The organism is Polynucleobacter sp. GWA2_45_21 (assembly GCF_001830325.1).
GTDB lineage: Bacteria > Pseudomonadota > Gammaproteobacteria > Burkholderiales > Burkholderiaceae > Polynucleobacter.
Genome location: NZ_MHZG01000001.1, coordinates 1 through 18,980 on the forward strand (window position 1 = coordinate 1; position 18,980 = coordinate 18,980).

Sequence of the window (18,980 nt, forward strand, 5' to 3'; positions counted from 1 at the left end):
CAACACTCCTTGCGCTTACGCAGTTTGTAGTGTGTTGCATCGACGGGTTGAAATCAAGGCCGAAAGCAGCCAATCAAGAAAAGACTGCTTCCTAGGTGCGTCTCACCCTGAGGGTCTCAAACAAGCAAACTGCCGCAGCGGTAGATACGTTAAGCGATTCCACTCTCGGATCAATTGGAATAGATACGCCTTTAGCTTGAGACATGAGATCTTCAGAAACACCTTGTCCTTCACTTCCCATCACCCAAGCAACTGGATGCATTAATACCTTAGGCATATTGAACAGATCAAGCTCACCATCAGCAGTAGCGGCTAGTAAAGGCGCCGTTACAGCGCTCAGGACTTGCGGGGTTGACCAACCCTCATACAGGTCTAGCAAACGATGGGCGCCCATACCAGCACGCAATACCTTGCTTGACCACAGATGGGCACAACCCGTTAATGCGATTACTTGAGTAAAGCCAGCTGCTGCAGCTGTGCGTAAGATAGAGCCCACATTACCCGCATCCTGAATACGATCCAAAATAATCACATCCCCAGAAATCGTCGCAACTGATTTTTGGGGATTTAATGCGGACTCCGGGAGATCTAGTAAGCCCGCAATCTGCGGAGCATTGACCAAATCACTCAGCAAATCCCATAGACCTTTATCCAACTGATAAACACGAGTATCAGGACAAATTTCTACATGGTCATATACAGCTTGAGCAATCTCTGGGTTTTGCAAACCCAATTCAGATGTAATTAAGGTCTTGAGTCCTGGATTGCCTACCCAGGTTTGCACTAAATGAATCCCTTCTAGCAAAGCCTGACCGCAAGCAAACCTTGCCTTCTGACCTTTGGGGCCAGTGGCTTGTAATTGACGTATCTCCTTAAACAAGGAGTTGTCTTTTGAGCTGATAAATTCCATTTTCATAATTGGGATTATCAGCTATGCAGGGCCAAGACATTGCGAACAGGAGAAAAGCTCCGACGATGCTGATCACAGGCACCAAACTCTTTAAGAGCGGCAAAGTGCGCTTCTGTCGGATAGCCCATATGCTGAGCAAATCCATACTGTGGGTGAAGCTCATGCAAAGCCATCATTTGACGATCACGCGTCACCTTAGCCAGGATCGATGCCGCTGAAATCGCCGGCTCCTTTGCATCACCCTTCACAATAGCTTCAGCTGAGATCGGAAGCTCAGGACAGCGATTGCCATCAATTAAGGCTTTATCTGGCCAGCCGCCCAAACGTGTGGTGAGATCTTCGATTGCACGGCGCATTGCGAGCATCGTTGCTTGCAAAATATTGATCTCATCAATCTCAGCTGGACTCGCTTCGCCAATCCCCCAGGCTTTTGCCTTGAGCTGAATTTGCTCAAACAAAAACTCGCGTCTCGCTGCTGATAACTTCTTAGAATCTTTTAATCCAGCAATGGGGTTTTCAGGGTCGAGAACGACAGCACCAGCGACAACCGCCCCCGCTAATGGGCCACGCCCTGCCTCATCAACACCGCATACCCAAATCATGCTCACACAGTGGTCCGATTTTTACTGGCAGTAATTGTTTGTGCCACAGCCTGAGCAACCAATAAGCCCGTTGGCCTACGCAAGGTCTCATGCATTTCTGCAAAACGGGTTTTTAGTTGAGTAACTTTGCTAGGATTATTTAACCAAGCCAATAAAGCATCAGCCAATTTACTTGGAGTCGCATCATCTTGCAGAAGCTCAGGGACAACGAACTCGCCACAGAGGATATTCGGCAAACCTACATAGGGTAAGTAACCTTGTCGCTTCATGATCTGTGCGGTTAACCAAGGCACTTTATAGGAAATCACCATCGGCTTTTTCCAGAGCGCCGCCTGCAATGTTGCGGTACCACTGGCAATCAACACAACATCAGCAGCTTCTAGGACTGTATCCGCCTCACCATCAATTAAATGGATCTGAAGGTCTGGGTATTTATCAAGGGAAGTTTTAAGTAAAGCTTCTAGCGGTGCACTTAAGCGCGGTGTAGCAACCGGAATGACAAAATGAATCGCTTGCCCCGGCATGCGCTTCGTAAGCTCGGCCATCGTCTCAAAAAATACTGGCGCGATGAGCTCAATCTCGGAACTGCGACTACCCGGTAGAACGGAAACCACAATGCCATTTAATGCATTGGGTGCGAGGCTCAAGGTCTTTTCTATCTTTTGCCTGGCTGTCGTTGGATTTGGCTCTAGTGGAATCTCACTTGCTAGCGGATGCCCAACATAAGTAGCACTAATGCCAGCACGTTCATAAATCTCAGTTTCAAAGGGAAAGATGCAGAGCATACGCTCTACCGCTTGTTTAATCTTCGTAATACGCCCCGCTCTCCAGGCCCAAATAGATGGCGATACGAAGTGCAAGGTTGGAATGCCTGCCTTACGCAAAGCCAACTCAACACCCAAATTGAAGTCCGGCGCATCAATACCCAAATACACATCAGGGCGACCTTCACCAGTGAGATTGCTAATGAGTTCCTTACGTAGTTTTAGAATGGCAGGCAGTTGCTTGATAGCCTCAACATAACCACGAACACTCAGGGTCTCCATTGGCCAATCCGAGCGCAGACCCTCCGCCTGCATACGAGGGCCACCAATACCATAGACCTCTAGACCGGAAGTATCAGGGATCTGCTTTAGCGCACTCAATACTGGCGCTGCCAGCAAGTCACCCGAGGGCTCTCCGGCAACACAAGCAAGTTTGGACACTCGATTGACTCTATCGAATAATGCCGCGCGTGGAGGCGGCAATAAAGTCATGAAACTCGGTCAGCTTTTCTGCTGTAGCGGCATCAGATGCACTAGCTTGCGCCATCTTCTGAATCTCTACCTTAGCCTCTTCGAAGCTGAGGCCGTCCTTGTAAAGAACTTTATATGCCTGACGCAGCGCAGAAATCGTTTCACTGGAGAAGCCCCGGCGCTTGAGGCCTTCAACGTTAATCCCATGTGGAGAAGCTTTGTCTCCGGCCGCAATCACAAATGGTGGAATGTCTTGCACTAATGCAGAGGCGCCACCCAGCATAGCGTGTTGACCGATGCGGACAAATTGATGCACACCAGACATGCCACCCATAATCGCCCAGTCACTCACCTTCACATGACCAGCAATTTGTGCGTTACTCGAGAAAATCGTGTGGTTACCAATTTGGCAGTCATGCGCAATGTGCACATATGCCATGATCCAGTTGTCATCACCGATGCGAGTAATGCCTTCATCCTGAGATGTACCAGTATGGATAGTCGTGAACTCACGAATCGTATTGCGGTCACCAATAATGAGTTGTGTTGGCTCGCCACGGTATTTCATATCCTGAGGGGCGCCGCCAATAGCCGCAAAATGTGCAAAGTTATTCTCTTTACCGATCGTGGTGTAACCCTCAATCACCGTATGGGAGCCAATCTTGCTACCAGCACCAATTTTGACGTTTGGCCCGATAACAGAATATGGACCAATCTCTACGTCGCTAGCGATCTCAGCCTTACTATCAACTACAGCGGATGCATGAATCCGAGTCATTACGCACCTTTCGTACGAACAGCACAAGTGATATTGGCTTCAGCAGCAAGCTCACCATCAACCGTAGCTTGCACTTGAAACTTATAGATGCCAGCACGCTCGCGCTCTAACTTGGCTGTCATGATTAATTGATCACCAGGCAATACCGGCTTCTTAAAGCGGGCACCATCAATACCAGCGAAATAGTAAATAGCATTTTCTTCACGCACTTCAGAAAAGGTGAGGAGCGCAGCAGTTTGTGCCAGCGCCTCAATAATTAAAACGCCCGGCATGACTGGAAAATCTGGAAAGTGTCCCTGAAAAAATGGCTCGTTCATGGTGACATTCTTAAGCGCAGTAATACTTTGGCGAGGCTCAATCTCCAACACGCGATCAACCAATAAAAAAGGATAGCGGTGTGGTAACAACTTCAAAATTTGATTGATGTCGATAGCGATGGGTTTGCTCATGTATTTACCTACTGGATAAAGTTTCTATTTTTTTAATATGGTGACGAAATTATTTAGATTTATCTAATAATCGTAAGCGTTGACGTATTTTATCGAGGCCACGCAAAATAGCTGCATTTTTCTCCCATGCGCCATGAAGCATTGAAGGGTAAACGCCCGTGAAGTGCTGGCCCGGCTCTGTGATAGAACGAATAATGGAGGTATTTCCAGAAACAGTAGTTTTATCAGCAATGGTGAGATGACCTGCAAAGTTGGCGGCACCACCAATGATGCAGAAGTTACCAATTTTGGTACTACCAGAGATAGCAGCACAACCTGCAATGACGCAACAGTTGCCCACCACTACGTTATGAGCAATCTGAACTTGGTTATCAATCTTCGTTCCATTGCCTATGATGGTATTACTCATGGCGCCACGATCGATGGTAGTTGACGCACCAATTTCAACATCATTACCAATCACTACAGCACCAGTTTGAGGGATCTTGACCCACTCAGCACTACTTGCAGAAAAATCAGGGGCAAAACCAAAACCATCCGCGCCGATCACAGCACCACTATGAATAATGCAGCGTTCGCCTATGGTGGTTTCTGAATAAATAGATACATTGGGGTAGATCAAGGCGTCGCTAGCAATACTGGAATTGCTAGCGATAGAAGTATTGCCCAACAAGACCACCCGCTCGCCCAATTTCACGCCAGGACCGATTTGGACAAACGGACCAATGTGACATGAAGCAGGAATAGTTACAGAAGAATCAATGGCAGCGCTAGGGTGCACTCCAGGCGCATAAACAGGAGCCAAGGTCTTGGCAAAGCACTGCGCCATTCTGGCAAAAGTAGCGTACGGATTCTTGGAAACAAAATAGACGCGCCCTACTGAGCCACTCCCAGGATTTGCCTGAAGAAAATCCGCATCCGCTTGATTAACAATCAAGCCACCAGCAGCACTATCACTAGCCTGTTGACGATATAGCGGATTTGAGAGAAAGGAGATCTGACTAGATTGAGCTCGCTCGAGCGGAGCGAGACCCTGAAGCGCGAGGGAGCCATCCCCCACCAAGCTTACTTGAAACTGTTCGGCCAGCTCGATGGCGGTGGGCATAAAACTTACTTGAGACTATTCAAAGCCTTGATGACATCATCAGTTACATCAACCTTAGGATTGGCATAGGCTGGATCTTGAATAATGACATCAATTTTTCTTTGGTCAGCAATTTGCTTGAGGGCTTGGTTTGCTTTTTCAGCAATCTTGGCACGCTCTTCAAAGTTGCGCTGATTTAGATCTTCTGTGTACTCTCGTTGCTTGCGCTGCAGTTCACGATCTTGGTCAGCCAACTCGCGCTGACGACGAACACGATCCGCTTCGGACATCACTGCTGAATCACGATCTAATTTTTCTGCTGCAGCCTTAATTCTTTCGGCGCTACTACGAATCTCATTCTGGCGCTTTGTAAATTCATTTTGCAACTTAGTCTGACTGGCTTTAGCCATATCCGATTCGTTGAATACTTTTTCAACGTTCACAGCCGCAACGCGAGTGCCGGCATCTTGCGCAAATGCCTGCGGCAAAGCGATTAGTGAAGAAACAGCAATTAAGCTGTATTGAATCCATTTTGAAGAATGATGAAGATTCATAAAACTTTCCTTAAGCAATTAAAACGCTGTACCAACTTGGAACTGCAAACGCTGGATATTATCCGTTGGTAACGACTTGATTGGAATACCATAACTGAATTTTAGCGGGCCCAGTGGTGATATCCATGATAAACCTAAGCCATAAGAATATCGCAAGACGAGATTGATGTTTTCGTTATAAACGTTACCGCCGTCTACGAAACCAAATACGCGCAAGGTTTTATCAACGCCAGACCCAGGAACTGGGACGGTGTACTCGACGTTACTCACAATTTTGGACTGACCGCCGGTAGGTTGATTCAGACCGGTATAGGTATTCACGTAGGTAGGCCCAAGTGATCCTGGAGCGTAGCCTCGAACAGAGCCAATACCACCCACATAGTAGTTTTTGGTAATCGGGAATGGGTACTTACCGTATGCTTCACCGTAGCCAACCTCTCCGTTAAAGGACAGGATATTACCCTTTGAGAAAGAGTGATATTTTTGATATTGACCAAACAGGCGGTAGAACATCATGTTTCCAACCGGTGTACCCACTTCAGCATTAAGCTGCTGCAAAGAACCTGTTGATGGAATCAGCGCGCTATCTCGACCATCACGTGACCAGCCAATTGTGATTGGAACGTTGTATGTATTCAGTGTTGCAGGATAGCCTGGGGCTGCAATGCCATAGTCCTGCATGTAATTCAAATATGGTGTTGGCGTGTTAATACTGGACTGGATTTGGAATACCTCAAATCCAGTACCGAAGAAGACTCGATCCACCTCGGTATAAGGAACACCAAACTTAATATTGCTACCAACAGATTTGATTTGGTAATCAGGGTCACCGGTGTAGTACAGCGGCTTGGATGAGCGGTAGTACAAATCGGTGAAGCGGCTAATACCATCCTCAGTGAAGTAAGGGTCATAGTTTGATAAAGCCAAACTTTGATTAATCTTACCGAGGGAGAAATTCAATCCCACTGCAGTACCGGTACCGAAAGCATTCTCTTGATTTATACCAGCGGAAAGAATCAACTTCTCGGTAGATGAGAAACCGGCACCCAAAGTAATTGCACCAGTTGGCTTCTCGGTAACTTTCACGTTCACATCAACCTGATCCGCAGATCCTGGAACATCTTGCGTAGATACATCAGTCTCTGTGAAATAACCCAAGCGACCCAAACGCTTTTTAGACAGGTCAATCTTTTCGCTATCGAACCAAGAACTTTCAAACTGGCGCATCTCGCGACGAATCACCAGGTCACGAGTCTTTGCATTACCGGTAACGTTGACTTGGCGAACGTATACGCGACGGCCCGGATCAACTACTAAAGTCAAGTCCACTTCACTTAATTCGCGACGAATGTCTGGCTGTGGATTAATGGTTGCAAACGCATAACCATATGAGCCTAGAATTTCTGCAATGGCTTTAGTGCTCTCGGTCAACTTAGCGGATGAGAAGGTATCACCTGGCTTGAGACTGACAAGCTGAATCAACTCGGCCTCTTTGCCCAACAATTCACCAGCTAGACGAACATTTTTGACTGTGAACTTATTGCCTTCACGAATACTAATCGTGAGATAGATACCTTTTTTATCAGGGGTAATAGAAACCTGAGTTGACTCAATCACAAACTCAAGGTAACCGCGATTGAGATAGTAAGAGCGAATATTCTCTAAGTCAGCTGTGAGTTTTTGCTTGGAATATAAATTGTCTTTGCTATACCAAGAGAGCCAGCCACCAGTTTTCAACTGCATCTGACTCTTGAGGGTGCTCTCACTGAACACATTATTACCAATGAAGTTGATCTCTTGGATCTTGGCTACAGGGCCTTCATCGACATTGAAGTAAATCGCTACTTGATTGCGCTCTATTGGGGTTACGGTTGCAACTACCTCGGCAGCATACATACCCTTGCCAACATACTGTCGCTTCAGTTCTTGCTCTGCTTTGTCAATCAAGGCTTTGTCATAGAAGCGAGCTTCAGCAACCCCGACAGCTTTGAGCGACTTCCGAACAACCTCTACATCAAACTCCTTCATGCCCGTAAACTCAATCCGAGAGATGGTAGGACGCTCTTCAACGATCACAATCAAGACGTTACCCTGAGCCTGAATTTGCACGTCTCGGAAAAAGCCAGTGCTGTATAGCGCCTTAATGGCCTCAGCACTCTTCTCTTCAGAGAAGGTTTCGCCCACCTGAACTGGCAGATAACTAAATACAGTCCCAGGCTCTACTCGCTGCAAACCCTCAATTCGAATGTCTTTAATAACGAAGGTGTCAGCTGCTTGTGCGTTTACACAAAAACCTGCCGCAATAATGAGAACGACTTGAGCAATAAATCGAGTTGCGGTGCGAAAAGAAGAGGTCAAAAAATTCAAGGTAAAAGGTAGCGTTGCAAATCATTAAACAAGGCTAGTAAGGAAAGGCCTATCAGCAGCAAAAAACCCACTTTTTGGAGCTTTTCCTGCAGAGATATTGAAATTCGCTTACCAGCAACCAACTCCCATGCATCATACAGGAGCTGACCCCCATCTAGCATTGGTAAGGGCACTAAATTCAAGAGTCCAATGCTGATACTCATGAGGGCCAAAAAGGCCACAAATGGCTGCCAGCCCACCTGAGCAGACTTCCCGGCCATATCGGCAATACTCAGGGGTCCGCCAAGCTGTTTTAAGGTCGTTTTGCCGGTAAATAAACCCACCATGAGCCTCGCCGAGACCTTGGTGATCAAATAGACCCGCTGACAAGCAAAGCCGAGGGCATCGATAGGCCCCAATTTGAGCTGATTCCACTCTGAAGGCGGGGTGATCTCGGGAAACAAGCCCAAAGCTTTAAGTGGGTCTGATTCTGGTGTAACTGGCGGTAAATCACCTTGTCTAAAGGATTTGATATGACGCCCACCAGAAACATCCCGTATCTCCAGGGCGAAGCCCTGCTCCCCAGTTACGGCGTCTAAGAGCTGCCAACGGAGGGCATTCCAACTTGGGACGGGGTCAAACTCCTCAAGAATTGGGGCACCGCTATAGTCAGATAGCAACGATTGCCAACCAATCACTTGATCGCCTGCTGCTACCCCTAGTTTGGCAGCAATCGATTGCTCAGGGGGAGCCTGAAGTTTTGCCGGCAACTGAGGTACGCCTGTGACGTAAATGATCGAAAATAAAATGACTGCCAAGAGGAAATTAGCAAATGGTCCGGCAGCCACAATGACAGATCGTTGCCAAAGCGGCTTTACATCAAAGGATTGGGAGCGATCCTCTGCTGAAATACTTTGCTGACCATCGCGGCCATCCAATAATTTGACATAGCCACCTAAAGGGATTGAAGCTACAACCCACTCCGTACCGCTCCTGGCGCGAAAAGTAAATAATGGCTTGCCAAAACCCAAGGCAAAACGAAGTACTTTGACACCGCATAAACGGGCTGCTAAAAAATGACCATACTCATGAAAGCTAACCAGTACACCTAAGGTGACTAAGAATGAAGCAAGGGTGATTAAAGCCTGCACAAATCGCCGATCTATCTTTTGAGATCGCGAATGAAATCATTCGCAGTGCGACGAGCCAGAGCATCAGCCTCGAGAATCTTTTCGAGAGAACTGGCATCAACCGAAGGTAAGGTACTTAAGCAGTGCTCCACTACATTGGGAATGCTTAAGTATGGCAAGCCATCATCCAAGAAAGCGGCCACAGCAACTTCGTTCGCAGCATTCAATACAGCAGGAGTGGTACCCCCAGCTTTTGCCGCAGCAAAGGCCAAACTAAGACAGGGAAATTGAGCAAAATTGGGTTCAGTGAAGCTGAGGCCACTCAAATCAGTGAGATTCAAGGGGGCAACACCAGCATCGATGCGTTCAGGCCAGGCAAGGCCATAAGCAATTGGAGTCCGCATATCAGGCTGACCCATTTGCGCCAGCACCGAGCCATCTCGATAACGCACCATCGAGTGCACTACGCTCTGCGGATGAATCAATACCTTAATCTTTTCTAGCGGCAAGCCAAACAACCAATAAGCTTCGATAACCTCCAAGCCTTTATTCATCATGGTTGCTGAATCAACTGAAATTTTTCTACCCATCACCCAGTTTGGGTGTGCACAAGCTTGCTCAGGTGTAATGCCGGATAAATCTGCAAGCGGTCTGTCTCTGAATGGTCCACCAGAGGCAGTTAACCAAAGCTCTTCAACACCTAAATGCGCAGATGGATTTTTTGTAAAGCGATCGGGCAGACATTGAAAGATCGCGTTGTGCTCACTGTCAATGGGAAGCAACTCTCCACCGCCAGCCTGCATGGCCTGCATAAATAAGTTACCTGACATCACTAGCGCTTCTTTATTAGCCAACAACACCCGCTTACCTGCTTTTGCCGCAGCCAGGGCCGGTACTAGGCCAGCCGCACCCACAATCGCTGCCATAACGGTATCGCACCCCGATTCGGTGATGGCGCTTACTAATGCCTCAGGCCCGTAAAGAACTTGAGTTGCGATCTTTTTTGCTTGCAGGAGTTGAGCCAGCTTGGCTGCGCCCTCAGCGTCAGCCACTACTGCGATAGTCGGTTTGAACTCAATACATTGCTCGGCTAAACGTTCAATCTGTTTAGCAGCGGTCAAAGCGACCACCTTGAAGCGATCTGGATGAGCACGAATAACGTCTAAGGTATTAACGCCAATCGATCCCGTAGATCCTAAGATAGCAATCTGTTTAAGGGGCATCAAATCAATCCAGCTAGTAATGCGGCAATTGGCATTGTTGGGATGAGGGCATCAACCCGATCTAAAACGCCGCCATGGCCAGGCAATAAATGACTGCTGTCTTTGACGCCAGCTAAGCGCTTCAACTGAGATTCAAACAAATCACCAAAGATGCTGAACGCCGCTAATACGGTAACCATCAAGAACATGGGCACCCAACCAAATCGAATAGCCCAAGCACCAAACAAGGTATCACCTAGAGGCAAATAGACCACACATAAAAATGCATAGAGATAGCAAAGAACTAGGCCGCCTAGGGCTCCCTCAATCGACTTTCCAGGACTGATATTCACAGCCAACTTATGTTTACCAAAAGCCTTGCCAACAAAATATGCGCCAATATCGGCAACCCAGACCAAAGCCATAGCGCTTAATAAAAAGACTAGGCCTAGCTCACGTAAAAAGACCAGAGCAAACCAAGTAGCTGGAAGAATAATTAAACCCAGAATGCTATAGAAAGGTTTGAATTTCTGGAGCGAGAGGTTCATCCCCTTTGCCAAAATAAATGGTGCCAGAAAGAACCAAAACAGGACTGCCATCATGAGCAGAGAGAACTGCCATGAAATCGCCTGAGTAGCCAGCAAAAACAAAATGATGGCCAAACAAAAGGCAGCATAGAGCCATGCCGCCTTTTTTGCCTCAGGGGCAATCATGCGACTCCATTCCCAAGCAGCAACAACTAGCGCAACAAGAAAAAATCCGCCTAAGTAGATTGGTGGCAGTAAAAATAAGATGGGCAATAGCACTGCCATCAAGATGGTGGCAGTAATGATTCGGGTTTTTAGCATAAGAGAATAAGAGTGCTTAGACTGCGTCGCTCAAGGGCGCGGAAGCCAGTTGAGCACTAGTGCGTCCAAAACGACGCTCGCGCTGACTAAACCAGTCAAACGCTTTGTGTAATTCAGCCTCATCAAAATCAGGCCAAAGGATATCCGTGAAATACAACTCGGTATAGGCCAGTTGCCATAGCAAGAAGTTGCTGACCCTTTGCTCGCCACCAGTACGAATAAACAAATCTGGTTCTGGAGCATACGCCATGGATAAATGGGGTTGTAATAACTCCTCTGATACTTGCTCCGGCTTTAAGCCAGGATTAGCAGCCAAACATTGACGCATCGCCTGCAAAATATCCCAACGACCACCATAGTTAGCTGCAATCGTAAAAGTTAAACTTTTGCAGCCAGCAGTTTTTTCTTCAGAGAACTGCACCATCTCCTGGATCGCAGAATCAAATCGACTGAGATCGCCAATGAGGCGTAAGGCAATATCGTTTTCAGCCAGCCGAGAGACTTCACTTTTTAATGACTTGAGGAACAGCTTCATTAAAAAACCGACCTCTTCTGGTGGCCGGCGCCAATTTTCAGAGCTAAATGCAAATACAGTGAGGTATTCAACGCCGAGACGCCGGCACTCTTGAACAATCTTTCGTACTGCGCCCAATCCTTCGGAGTGCCCCGCTACCCTCGGCATGAAACGCTTGCTGGCCCAGCGCCCGTTACCATCCATGATGATGGCAACATGGCGAGGAATAGCGCTCACCTCGGGAACAACCAAGGTAGAACTAGTGTGCTGGGTCATGAAGCGAATGATAAAAAATGAATCTGACGATTAAACCGTCATGATCTCTTTTTCTTTTTCAGAAACGATTTTATCGATTTCAACAACGGTACGATCTGTCATCTTCTGAATCTCATCAGTTGCACGACGCTCATCATCCTCAGAAATTTCTTTATCTTTAGTGAGGCGCTTGAGGTGCTCATTGGCATCACGACGTAAATTACGTACGGCGATTTTGGCATCTTCACCCTCGTTCTTGACCACCTTAGTTAAGTCGCGACGACGCTCTTCTGTCAATGCCGGCATTGGTACACGAATCACTGTACCTTGGGAGGCTGGATTGAGACCTAAATCAGAATCACGAATCGCCTTCTCAATTGCGCCAACCATCGTCTTTTCAAATGGTTGAACGTTAATTGTTCTAGCGTCAGCCAAACCTAAGCTAGCCACTTGGCTCAGCGGTGTTGGGTTACCGTAGTAATCTACTTGAATGTGCTCCAAGATTCCTGGGTTTGCACGGCCAGAACGAATTTTTGCCAAATTGGATTTCAAAGCCTCAAGAGACTTCTGCATCTTTTGATCGGTAGTGGATTTAATTTCTGCTGCGGACATCAAGCCTCCTATTAAACGTGTACTAAAGTGCCTTCAGATTCACCCTGGACCACGCGCATCAATGCGCCTGGCTTGAGAATTGAAAACACTTTGATGGGTAATTTGCGATCACGACACAATGCAAAAGCAGTTGCATCCATCACTTGCAAGTTTTTGATGATGGCCTCATCAAAAGTAATTGTCTTGTAAAGAGTAGCTGTTGGATCCTTCATTGGATCGGCACTGTAAATACCATCTACCTTAGTGGCCTTCAGAACAATCTCTGCCGCCATCTCAGCACCACGCAAGGCCGCAGCTGTATCAGTAGTAAAGAATGGGTTTCCTGTACCTGCAGCAAAAATCACTACCTTGCCTTCAGTCAAAGCACGAATTGCACGAGGACGAATGTAAGGCTCAACCACTTGATCCATTCTGAGAGCAGATTGCACTCGCGCTTCGACACCTTTTTGGCGCAAAGCATCTTGCAGTGCAAGTGAGTTCATCATGGTGGCCAGCATTCCCATGTAGTCAGCAGTTGCACGATCCATACCGGCTGCACCACCTGCTACACCGCGGAAAATATTTCCGCCGCCGATCACGATAGCCAACTGAACACCGCTATTCACTACATCGGCAATTTCTTTCACCATGGAATCGATGGTGACTGGATTGATGCCAAAAGCATCATCCCCCATGAGGGCTTCACCAGAAAGTTTTAAGAGAACACGTTTGTAGGCTGGCATCGTTTTATTTTCCGTAATTTGCCAAGCAATTTACTTGCTTAGCTTATTGATCTTTAAGTACTTTTTAATAACTTGCCCAAATTATAAAGGGCTTGGCACAGATCAAACAAAAGGGCATAGAAACCAAGATTTCTATGCCCTTTTGGGTATTACAGCCTTACTGGGCAAGCCCAGCAGTTTTGGAGCTAATTAAGCGCCTTTAGCAGCGGCAACCTGAGCAGCAACTTCAGCCGCAAAGTCGTCTTGACGCTTCTCAATGCCCTCACCCACAACAAACATGGTGAAACCCTTGATTGTTGTGTTAGCGGCCTTGAGCATTTGCTCAACAGTTTGCTTGTCGTTTTTAACGAAAGTTTGGTTCAATAAAGAAACCTCTTTGAGGTACTTCTGAATAGAACCTTCAACCATCTTCTCAACGATTTCTGGCGGTTTGCCAGATTCAGCAGCTTTTTGAACAGCAACACTACGCTCAACAGCAATTGCTTCAGCAGGAACATCAGCCATCGACAAAGCCACTGGCTTCATTGCAGCAATATGCATTGCCACGTCTTTAGCTGCAGTCTCGTCACCTTCAAACTCAACCATCACACCAATACGTGTGCCGTGAAGGTAAGAAACCAACTTGTTGCTACCAGCAAAACGCTTGAAGCGACGTGGCATGATGTTCTCGCCGATCTTACCGATCAAGGCGCTACGAACTTCATCAACAGTTTGACCATTCATTGGCAATGCAAGTAATGCAGCAACGTCAGCTGGATTCTTTTCAGAAATCAGATTTGCGCAGGCCTGTGTGAATGCCAAGAAATCATCATTCTTGGAAACGAAGTCAGTTTCGCAGTTCACTTCCAACAAAGTACCAGTGGTGCCATTGATTGCAGAAGCAACAATGCCTTCAGCAGTAACGCGGGATGCCGCTTTACCAGCTTTGCTACCAAGCTTTACACGCAGAATTTCTTCTGCACGAGCCATGTCACCATCAGCTTCAGTCAATGCTTTTTTGCACTCCATCATCGGAGCATCAGTCTTGGCACGTAACTCGCCAACCATTGCAGCGGTAATAGCAGCCATTATTCAGCTTTCCCTTCTTCAACAAACTCTTCTTCGCCTTCTTTAACGGCAGTCAAGATTTCTTGAACAGAATTAGCTTTACCTTCGAGAATTGCATCAGCAATACCGCGAGCGTAGAGAAGAACAGCTTTGCTTGAGTCATCGTTACCAGGGATGATGTAATCAACACCTTCTGGTGAGTGGTTAGTATCAACCACAGCGATAACAGGAATACCAAGCTTGTTAGCTTCGGTGATAGCAATCTTGTGGTAACCAACGTCCACTACGAAAATTGCATCAGGAACGCCGTTCAAATCTTGAATACCGCCAAGCGCTTTTTGTAACTTGTCGAGATCGCGATCGTTAGTCAAAGCTTCTTTCTTAGAAAGCTTTTCCCAATCGCCAGCTTCTTTAGCAACTGCCATATCCTTCAAACGCTTAAGGGAACCTTTAACAGTTTTGAAGTTAGTGAGCGTACCGCCCAACCAACGGCTGTCGATGTAAGGCATACCAGCACGAGCAGCTTCTTCAGCAATGATCTCGCGTGACTGACGCTTAGTACCAACAAATAAGATAGTTCCACGATTAGCAGCAACTTGTTTTGCAAATTTCAGGGCGTCCTGAAACATTGGCAATGTTTTTTCTAAGTTGATGATGTGAATTTTGTTGCGATGGCCGAAAATGTAAGGGGCCATTCTTGGGGACCAGAAACGGGTTTGGTGACCAAAATGGCAACCGGCTTCCAGCATTTGACGCATAGTTACTGACATAACTTCTCCTAAGGGTTAGTTTCTAAGATTGAGTCCTAGCTGCGCTAAAAAACGCCACCCTGGAAGGCTCAACCCGCGATTTCAGATCTAAATTGACCTGAGAACGAAATTATAGCTTAAATATCAATCACCTAGACCCCTCCCACCTCACTCAAGCAATCTCAAGCCCCGTGTAAATACCTTGAAATGGACTATTTGCCCAATTTTTGAGCATTACAGATCTACCAAAAACTGCCAAGTCGTTGATAATCAAGGCATGAATAGTGTATTTACCGCCGAAAAAGACATCCAAGGGATGCGCGAGGCTGGCCGCCTAGCCAGTGAAGTTCTTGACCACGTAGCCCCGCACGTTAAAGCTGGCGTGAGTACAGCTGAATTGGATCGTATTTGCCACGAGTACATGCGCGATGTCCAAAAGACCATTCCAGCCCCTCTAAATTACCAGCCGCCAGGCTACCCACCCTTTCCGGCATCTATCTGCACTTCAGTCAATGATGTGATTTGCCATGGCATTCCTGGCGAGAAGATTTTAAAAACTGGTGATGTTGTGAATCTCGATATCACCGTCATTACGCCCGATGGTTACTACGGCGATACCAGCCGTATGTTTATGGTTGGTGAAGTTTCCGTATTGGCGAAACGTCTCACTCAAATTACTTTTGAATGCATGTGGCTTGGCATTGCTCAGGTAAAACCAGGTGCATCACTAGGTGACATTGGTCACGTCATTCAGCAACATGCTGAAAATGCTGGCTACTCTGTTGTGCGTGAGTATTGTGGCCACGGTATTGGCAAGGTGTTTCATCAAGACCCGCAGATTCTTCACTACGGCAAACCAGGTACTGGCGAAAAACTGAAAGAAGGCATGACCTTCACTATTGAACCGATGATTAATGCTGGCAAGCGCGATATTCGTACCATGCCCGATCAGTGGACAGTGAAGACTAAGGATCGCAGCCTCTCCGCCCAATGGGAGCACACGCTTTTGGTAACAGCTACGGGTGTTGAGGTGCTCACTTGGTCAGAGGGTAGCAATCCCGCTCCTGATTGCGTGAAAAGTCTTTCATTTAGACCAAGCTTAGCCAACGCTTAATTAATCATTTAGTTCAAACGCAATGGGTCAACCTCTCACAGCGATGAAACCTATTGCAGACGTTGCTAGCTTAAGAGCCGCTCGAGAGTTGGTCTATGCTGATTTTCGCGAGCATCAAGTTGTTGGGCGATTAACCAAGCAATTGAGTAAGCTCAGTGATGAACTCCTCATTAGCTTATGGAACTCCTGTGATTTAAATGCAGATGCTGCTCTGGTAGCGGTAGGTGGGTTCGGTAGAGGTGCACTGTTCCCCTACTCCGATATTGATATTCTGATTCTGCTGCCTGAGGATAAGAAATTCTTCGAAGAAGTATTAGCCACCAAGATTGAAAAGTTTGTAGCGCAATGCTGGGATACTGGCCTAGAGATTGGTTCCTCAGTAAGAACAGTCGCCGAATGCGTCTCGGAGGCAGAGCAAGACATCACCGTTCGTACCTCCCTGCTAGAGTCACGACTCATTTGCGGTAAGAAAGCCCTCTTCAAGGAATTTGAATCTGTTTATGAAAAGACTTTAGATCCCAAGCCCTTCTTTCAGGCAAAGCTAGCAGAGCAAATTCAACGTCACTACAAATACCAAGATACCCCCTACTCACTTGAGCCCAATTGCAAAGAGAGTCCCGGTGGCTTACGTGACCTACAGGTCATCTCTTGGGTCAGTAAAGCAGCGCACCTAGGCAATACGTTTAAAGATCTTAGCCTTACTGGATTGGTAACTCAACGTGAGTTAACTGAGCTCAATCGCAACCAGCGTTTTTTAGAGACCCTGCGTGCTAACTTGCACCTGCTTGCAAAGCGTAGGCAAGACGTATTGGCGTTTGACCTACAAGCTCCACTTGCCGCAGCGATGGGGATTAAAGAAGAGTCTTCCAGACTAGCCAGTGAAGCCATCATGCGTCGCTACTATTGGGCAGCTAAAGCAGTTAACCAATTAAATGATGTGCTGCTGCAAAATATTGAAGCGCTTCTCTTCCCCCAAGAGTCCAAAACAACTCATGCAATTGCTGGTGAAGGTAATGAGTGCTTTATTGAACGTCAAGGTGTCTTGGATATCAGCGACCCCGAACTATTTCAGAAGCATCCAGAGAAAATTCTGAGAACCTTCTTGGTATTTGCTCAAACAGCAAACGTCAAGAGCTTGTCTGCAACGATCTTTAGAGCGCTATACAACGCCCGCCAGAAGATGGATAGTAAATGGCGAAAAGATCCAGTCAACCGCGCACTATTTATTGAGATTCTAAAAGAGCCAGAAGGAGTGAGCCGGGCCTTCCAGCTCATGAATCGCACCAGTGTTCTCGGCCGCTATTTGCCCGCCTTTAGAAAAATTGTTGGTCAGATGCAGCATGACTTGTTTCACGTTTACACAGTCGACCAACACATCTTGATGGTGCTGCGTAATGTACGTCGCTTTATGGTGGTTGAACATACCCATGAGTTCCCCTTCTGCAGCAGCCTAATTGCCCATTTTGAAAAACCTTGGCTATTGGTGATTGCCGCTCTCTTTCATGACATTGCCAAAGGACGTGGCGGCGATCACTCTGAACTTGGCAAAGCAGATATGCGCAAGTTCGCAAAAGATCATGGCTTGGATAAAGCGGATACCGAGTTATTGGTATGGTTGGTTGCGGAACACTTGAATATGAGTCAAGTAGCTCAGAAGCAAGACATCACCGATCCAGAGGTTGTCCAAGCCTTTGCTAAAAAGGTGGGTGATGAACGTCACCTTACCGCGCTATATCTGTTAACGGTTGCCGATGTCCGCGGAACTAGCCCTAAAGTCTGGAATGCCTGGAAAGGCAAACTATTAGAGGATCTGTATCGCGTTACCTTACGTGTATTGGGTGGCGCAAAACCAGATGCATCTTCCGAGCTCGCTCAGCATCAAGAAGAATCCCGTGCCAAGTTGCGCCTCTATGCAATTGAGGACTCTGCCTACGAGAATTTATGGAAGCAATTAGATGTTGCATTCTTTTTACGTCAAGATGCGGCGGATATCGCCTGGCTTACACGCCATCTCTACAACAAGGTGGATAGTGAAATTCCGGTTGTACGGGCTCGCCTCTCTCCAGTTGGAGAAGGCTTACAAATTGCTGTCTACGTCAAAGACCAAGAAGATCTCTTCGCCAGAATTTGTGCTTACTTTGAGCGTCATGGCTTCTCGATTTGGGATGCCCGCATTCACACAACAAAGCATGGCTATGCACTGGATACATTCCAAATCTCAGGCAGTAATTTGGTAGATGAAGGCGGTAGTTACCGCGATCTCATACAGTTAGTGGAATATGAACTGACAGCCGCACTGCAAAACAATGATCCACTGCCCTCACCCAGCATGGGAAGGCTTTCAAGACAGTCTCGCACCTTCCCTATCCAGCCACGCGTTCATATGATTCCAGATGAACGTGGTCATTACTACGCACTGTCTCTATCGGCAAGCGATCGCACCGGCCTACTGTATGCAATATCCAGAGTCTTAGCTAAACACCAAGTCTCATTACATACCGCACGCATCAACACATTGGGCGAGCGAGTGGAAGACGTATTCCTATTGGATGCAGCTAACTTGAGCAAGAACCCTAAACTGCAGATCTTGCTGGAGACGGATTTATTAGAGGCGCTAGGGGCTTAATCGGCAATATCTCCAATGCTTATTTACAAGCAGTGCTTAACATAGATTGCTGCCGGAATGTTCGCCAACGGCCCGAAGCAGACTTTAATGCCTTTATTTCATATGGGCACAACAGATGTCTAGCCAGACCTTCAATCTAGCTAACTCATAGGCATAGTGAAATCTCTTCTTGAACTCAGCTCGCTTTTGGCATTGCCTACCAA

18 protein-coding genes are annotated in these 18,980 nt (G+C 47.0%); 2 read left to right on the forward strand and 16 right to left on the reverse strand.

Going from position 1 to position 18,980, the window contains the following annotated elements; translation table 11 throughout:
• Window positions 1–91: 91 nt before the first annotated feature.
• The 16 genes from A2X74_RS00005 to rpsB all read right to left on the reverse strand — a co-directional run bounded on the left by A2X74_RS00005 (window position 92) and on the right by rpsB (window position 15,058).
• Entirely contained in the window at window positions 92–916 is an 825-nt protein-coding gene (locus A2X74_RS00005) for an RNA methyltransferase (protein WP_299763920.1), read from the reverse strand.
• Between the two features lie 11 nt (window positions 917–927).
• Window positions 928–1,518, reverse strand: a complete 591-nt coding sequence (gene rnhB, locus A2X74_RS00010) for a ribonuclease HII (protein WP_293627145.1) — start codon at window positions 1,516–1,518, stop codon at window positions 928–930.
• The gene (lpxB, locus tag A2X74_RS00015; protein ID WP_293627147.1) at window positions 1,515–2,768 is read right to left on the reverse strand and encodes a lipid-A-disaccharide synthase; all 1,254 of its coding nucleotides are present in this window, start codon (window positions 2,766–2,768) and stop codon (window positions 1,515–1,517) included. The genes rnhB and lpxB overlap by 4 nt, the downstream gene beginning before the upstream one ends.
• Window positions 2,728–3,525, reverse strand: coding sequence for an acyl-ACP--UDP-N-acetylglucosamine O-acyltransferase (gene lpxA, locus A2X74_RS00020; RefSeq protein WP_215301274.1), 798 nt, complete (start codon window positions 3,523–3,525; stop codon window positions 2,728–2,730). The genes lpxB and lpxA overlap by 41 nt, the downstream gene beginning before the upstream one ends.
• Window positions 3,525–3,974: a 3-hydroxyacyl-ACP dehydratase FabZ gene (gene fabZ, locus A2X74_RS00025; protein ID WP_015421422.1), complete on the reverse strand. Its 450-nt coding sequence runs from the start codon at window positions 3,972–3,974 to the stop codon at window positions 3,525–3,527. The genes lpxA and fabZ overlap by 1 nt, the downstream gene beginning before the upstream one ends.
• Window positions 3,975–4,023: 49 nt before the next feature.
• A complete protein-coding gene (gene lpxD / locus A2X74_RS00030) occupies window positions 4,024–5,079 on the reverse strand; it encodes a UDP-3-O-(3-hydroxymyristoyl)glucosamine N-acyltransferase (RefSeq protein ID WP_293627150.1) in 1,056 nt (351 codons plus the stop codon).
• Window positions 5,080–5,084: 5 nt separating this feature from the next.
• Window positions 5,085–5,612 (reverse strand): OmpH family outer membrane protein, encoded by a 528-nt coding sequence (locus A2X74_RS00035; RefSeq protein ID WP_293627152.1) that lies wholly within the window; start codon window positions 5,610–5,612, stop codon window positions 5,085–5,087.
• Between the two features lie 18 nt (window positions 5,613–5,630).
• On the reverse strand, window positions 5,631–7,919 hold the full coding sequence (gene bamA, locus A2X74_RS00040; RefSeq protein ID WP_293627806.1) for an outer membrane protein assembly factor BamA: 2,289 nt from the start codon (window positions 7,917–7,919) through the stop codon (window positions 5,631–5,633).
• A 56-nt stretch (window positions 7,920–7,975) separates the two neighbouring features.
• Entirely contained in the window at window positions 7,976–9,109 is a 1,134-nt protein-coding gene (locus tag A2X74_RS00045) for a site-2 protease family protein (RefSeq protein WP_293627154.1), read from the reverse strand.
• Window positions 9,110–9,120: 11 nt separating this feature from the next.
• The gene (gene ispC / locus A2X74_RS00050) at window positions 9,121–10,311 is read right to left on the reverse strand and encodes a 1-deoxy-D-xylulose-5-phosphate reductoisomerase (protein WP_293627156.1); all 1,191 of its coding nucleotides are present in this window, start codon (window positions 10,309–10,311) and stop codon (window positions 9,121–9,123) included.
• A complete protein-coding gene (locus A2X74_RS00055) occupies window positions 10,311–11,138 on the reverse strand; it encodes a phosphatidate cytidylyltransferase (RefSeq protein WP_293627158.1) in 828 nt (275 codons plus the stop codon). The genes ispC and A2X74_RS00055 overlap by 1 nt, the downstream gene beginning before the upstream one ends.
• A 16-nt stretch (window positions 11,139–11,154) precedes the next feature.
• Window positions 11,155–11,928: a polyprenyl diphosphate synthase gene (gene uppS / locus A2X74_RS00060; RefSeq protein ID WP_293627160.1), complete on the reverse strand. Its 774-nt coding sequence runs from the start codon at window positions 11,926–11,928 to the stop codon at window positions 11,155–11,157.
• Window positions 11,929–11,958: 30 nt separating this feature from the next.
• On the reverse strand, window positions 11,959–12,519 hold the full coding sequence (gene frr, locus A2X74_RS00065) for a ribosome recycling factor (protein ID WP_114653462.1): 561 nt from the start codon (window positions 12,517–12,519) through the stop codon (window positions 11,959–11,961).
• A gap of 11 nt (window positions 12,520–12,530) precedes the next feature.
• Window positions 12,531–13,241 (reverse strand): UMP kinase, encoded by a 711-nt coding sequence (gene pyrH / locus A2X74_RS00070; protein ID WP_114653464.1) that lies wholly within the window; start codon window positions 13,239–13,241, stop codon window positions 12,531–12,533.
• A gap of 189 nt (window positions 13,242–13,430) precedes the next feature.
• Window positions 13,431–14,309, reverse strand: a complete 879-nt coding sequence (tsf, locus tag A2X74_RS00075) for a translation elongation factor Ts (protein WP_216197613.1) — start codon at window positions 14,307–14,309, stop codon at window positions 13,431–13,433.
• A complete protein-coding gene (gene rpsB / locus A2X74_RS00080; RefSeq protein ID WP_216189398.1) occupies window positions 14,309–15,058 on the reverse strand; it encodes a 30S ribosomal protein S2 in 750 nt (249 codons plus the stop codon). Before rpsB ends, tsf begins: the two co-directional genes overlap by 1 nt.
• 193 nt (window positions 15,059–15,251) lie before the next feature.
• Between rpsB and map the strand changes: the two genes are divergently transcribed.
• Together map and A2X74_RS00090 are read left to right on the forward strand one after the other, a co-directional pair.
• A complete protein-coding gene (map, locus tag A2X74_RS00085) occupies window positions 15,252–16,151 on the forward strand; it encodes a type I methionyl aminopeptidase (RefSeq protein ID WP_293627808.1) in 900 nt (299 codons plus the stop codon).
• 22 nt (window positions 16,152–16,173) lie between these two features.
• A complete protein-coding gene (locus A2X74_RS00090; protein ID WP_293627176.1) occupies window positions 16,174–18,777 on the forward strand; it encodes a [protein-PII] uridylyltransferase in 2,604 nt (867 codons plus the stop codon).
• Window positions 18,778–18,980: the final 203 nt, after the last annotated feature.

Bases quoted from the DNA above. Each gene is read 5' to 3' on its own strand.
- A2X74_RS00005 (WP_299763920.1), bottom strand. From the start codon at position 916: ATGAAAATGGAATTTATCAGCTCAAAAGACAACTCCTTGTTTAAGGAG.
- lpxB (WP_293627147.1), bottom strand. From the start codon at position 2,768: ATGACTTTATTGCCGCCTCCACGCGCGGCATTATTCGATAGAGTCAAT.
- lpxA (WP_215301274.1), bottom strand. From the start codon at position 3,525: ATGACTCGGATTCATGCATCCGCTGTAGTTGATAGTAAGGCTGAGATC.
- fabZ (WP_015421422.1), bottom strand. From the start codon at position 3,974: ATGAGCAAACCCATCGCTATCGACATCAATCAAATTTTGAAGTTGTTA.
- lpxD (WP_293627150.1), bottom strand. From the start codon at position 5,079: ATGCCCACCGCCATCGAGCTGGCCGAACAGTTTCAAGTAAGCTTGGTG.
- A2X74_RS00035 (WP_293627152.1), bottom strand. From the start codon at position 5,612: ATGAATCTTCATCATTCTTCAAAATGGATTCAATACAGCTTAATTGCT.
- ispC (WP_293627156.1), bottom strand. From the start codon at position 10,311: ATGCCCCTTAAACAGATTGCTATCTTAGGATCTACGGGATCGATTGGC.
- A2X74_RS00055 (WP_293627158.1), bottom strand. From the start codon at position 11,138: ATGCTAAAAACCCGAATCATTACTGCCACCATCTTGATGGCAGTGCTA.
- uppS (WP_293627160.1), bottom strand. From the start codon at position 11,928: ATGACCCAGCACACTAGTTCTACCTTGGTTGTTCCCGAGGTGAGCGCT.
- frr (WP_114653462.1), bottom strand. From the start codon at position 12,519: ATGTCCGCAGCAGAAATTAAATCCACTACCGATCAAAAGATGCAGAAG.
- pyrH (WP_114653464.1), bottom strand. From the start codon at position 13,241: ATGCCAGCCTACAAACGTGTTCTCTTAAAACTTTCTGGTGAAGCCCTC.
- tsf (WP_216197613.1), bottom strand. From the start codon at position 14,309: ATGGCTGCTATTACCGCTGCAATGGTTGGCGAGTTACGTGCCAAGACT.
- rpsB (WP_216189398.1), bottom strand. From the start codon at position 15,058: ATGTCAGTAACTATGCGTCAAATGCTGGAAGCCGGTTGCCATTTTGGT.
- A2X74_RS00090 (WP_293627176.1), top strand. From the start codon at position 16,174: ATGGGTCAACCTCTCACAGCGATGAAACCTATTGCAGACGTTGCTAGC.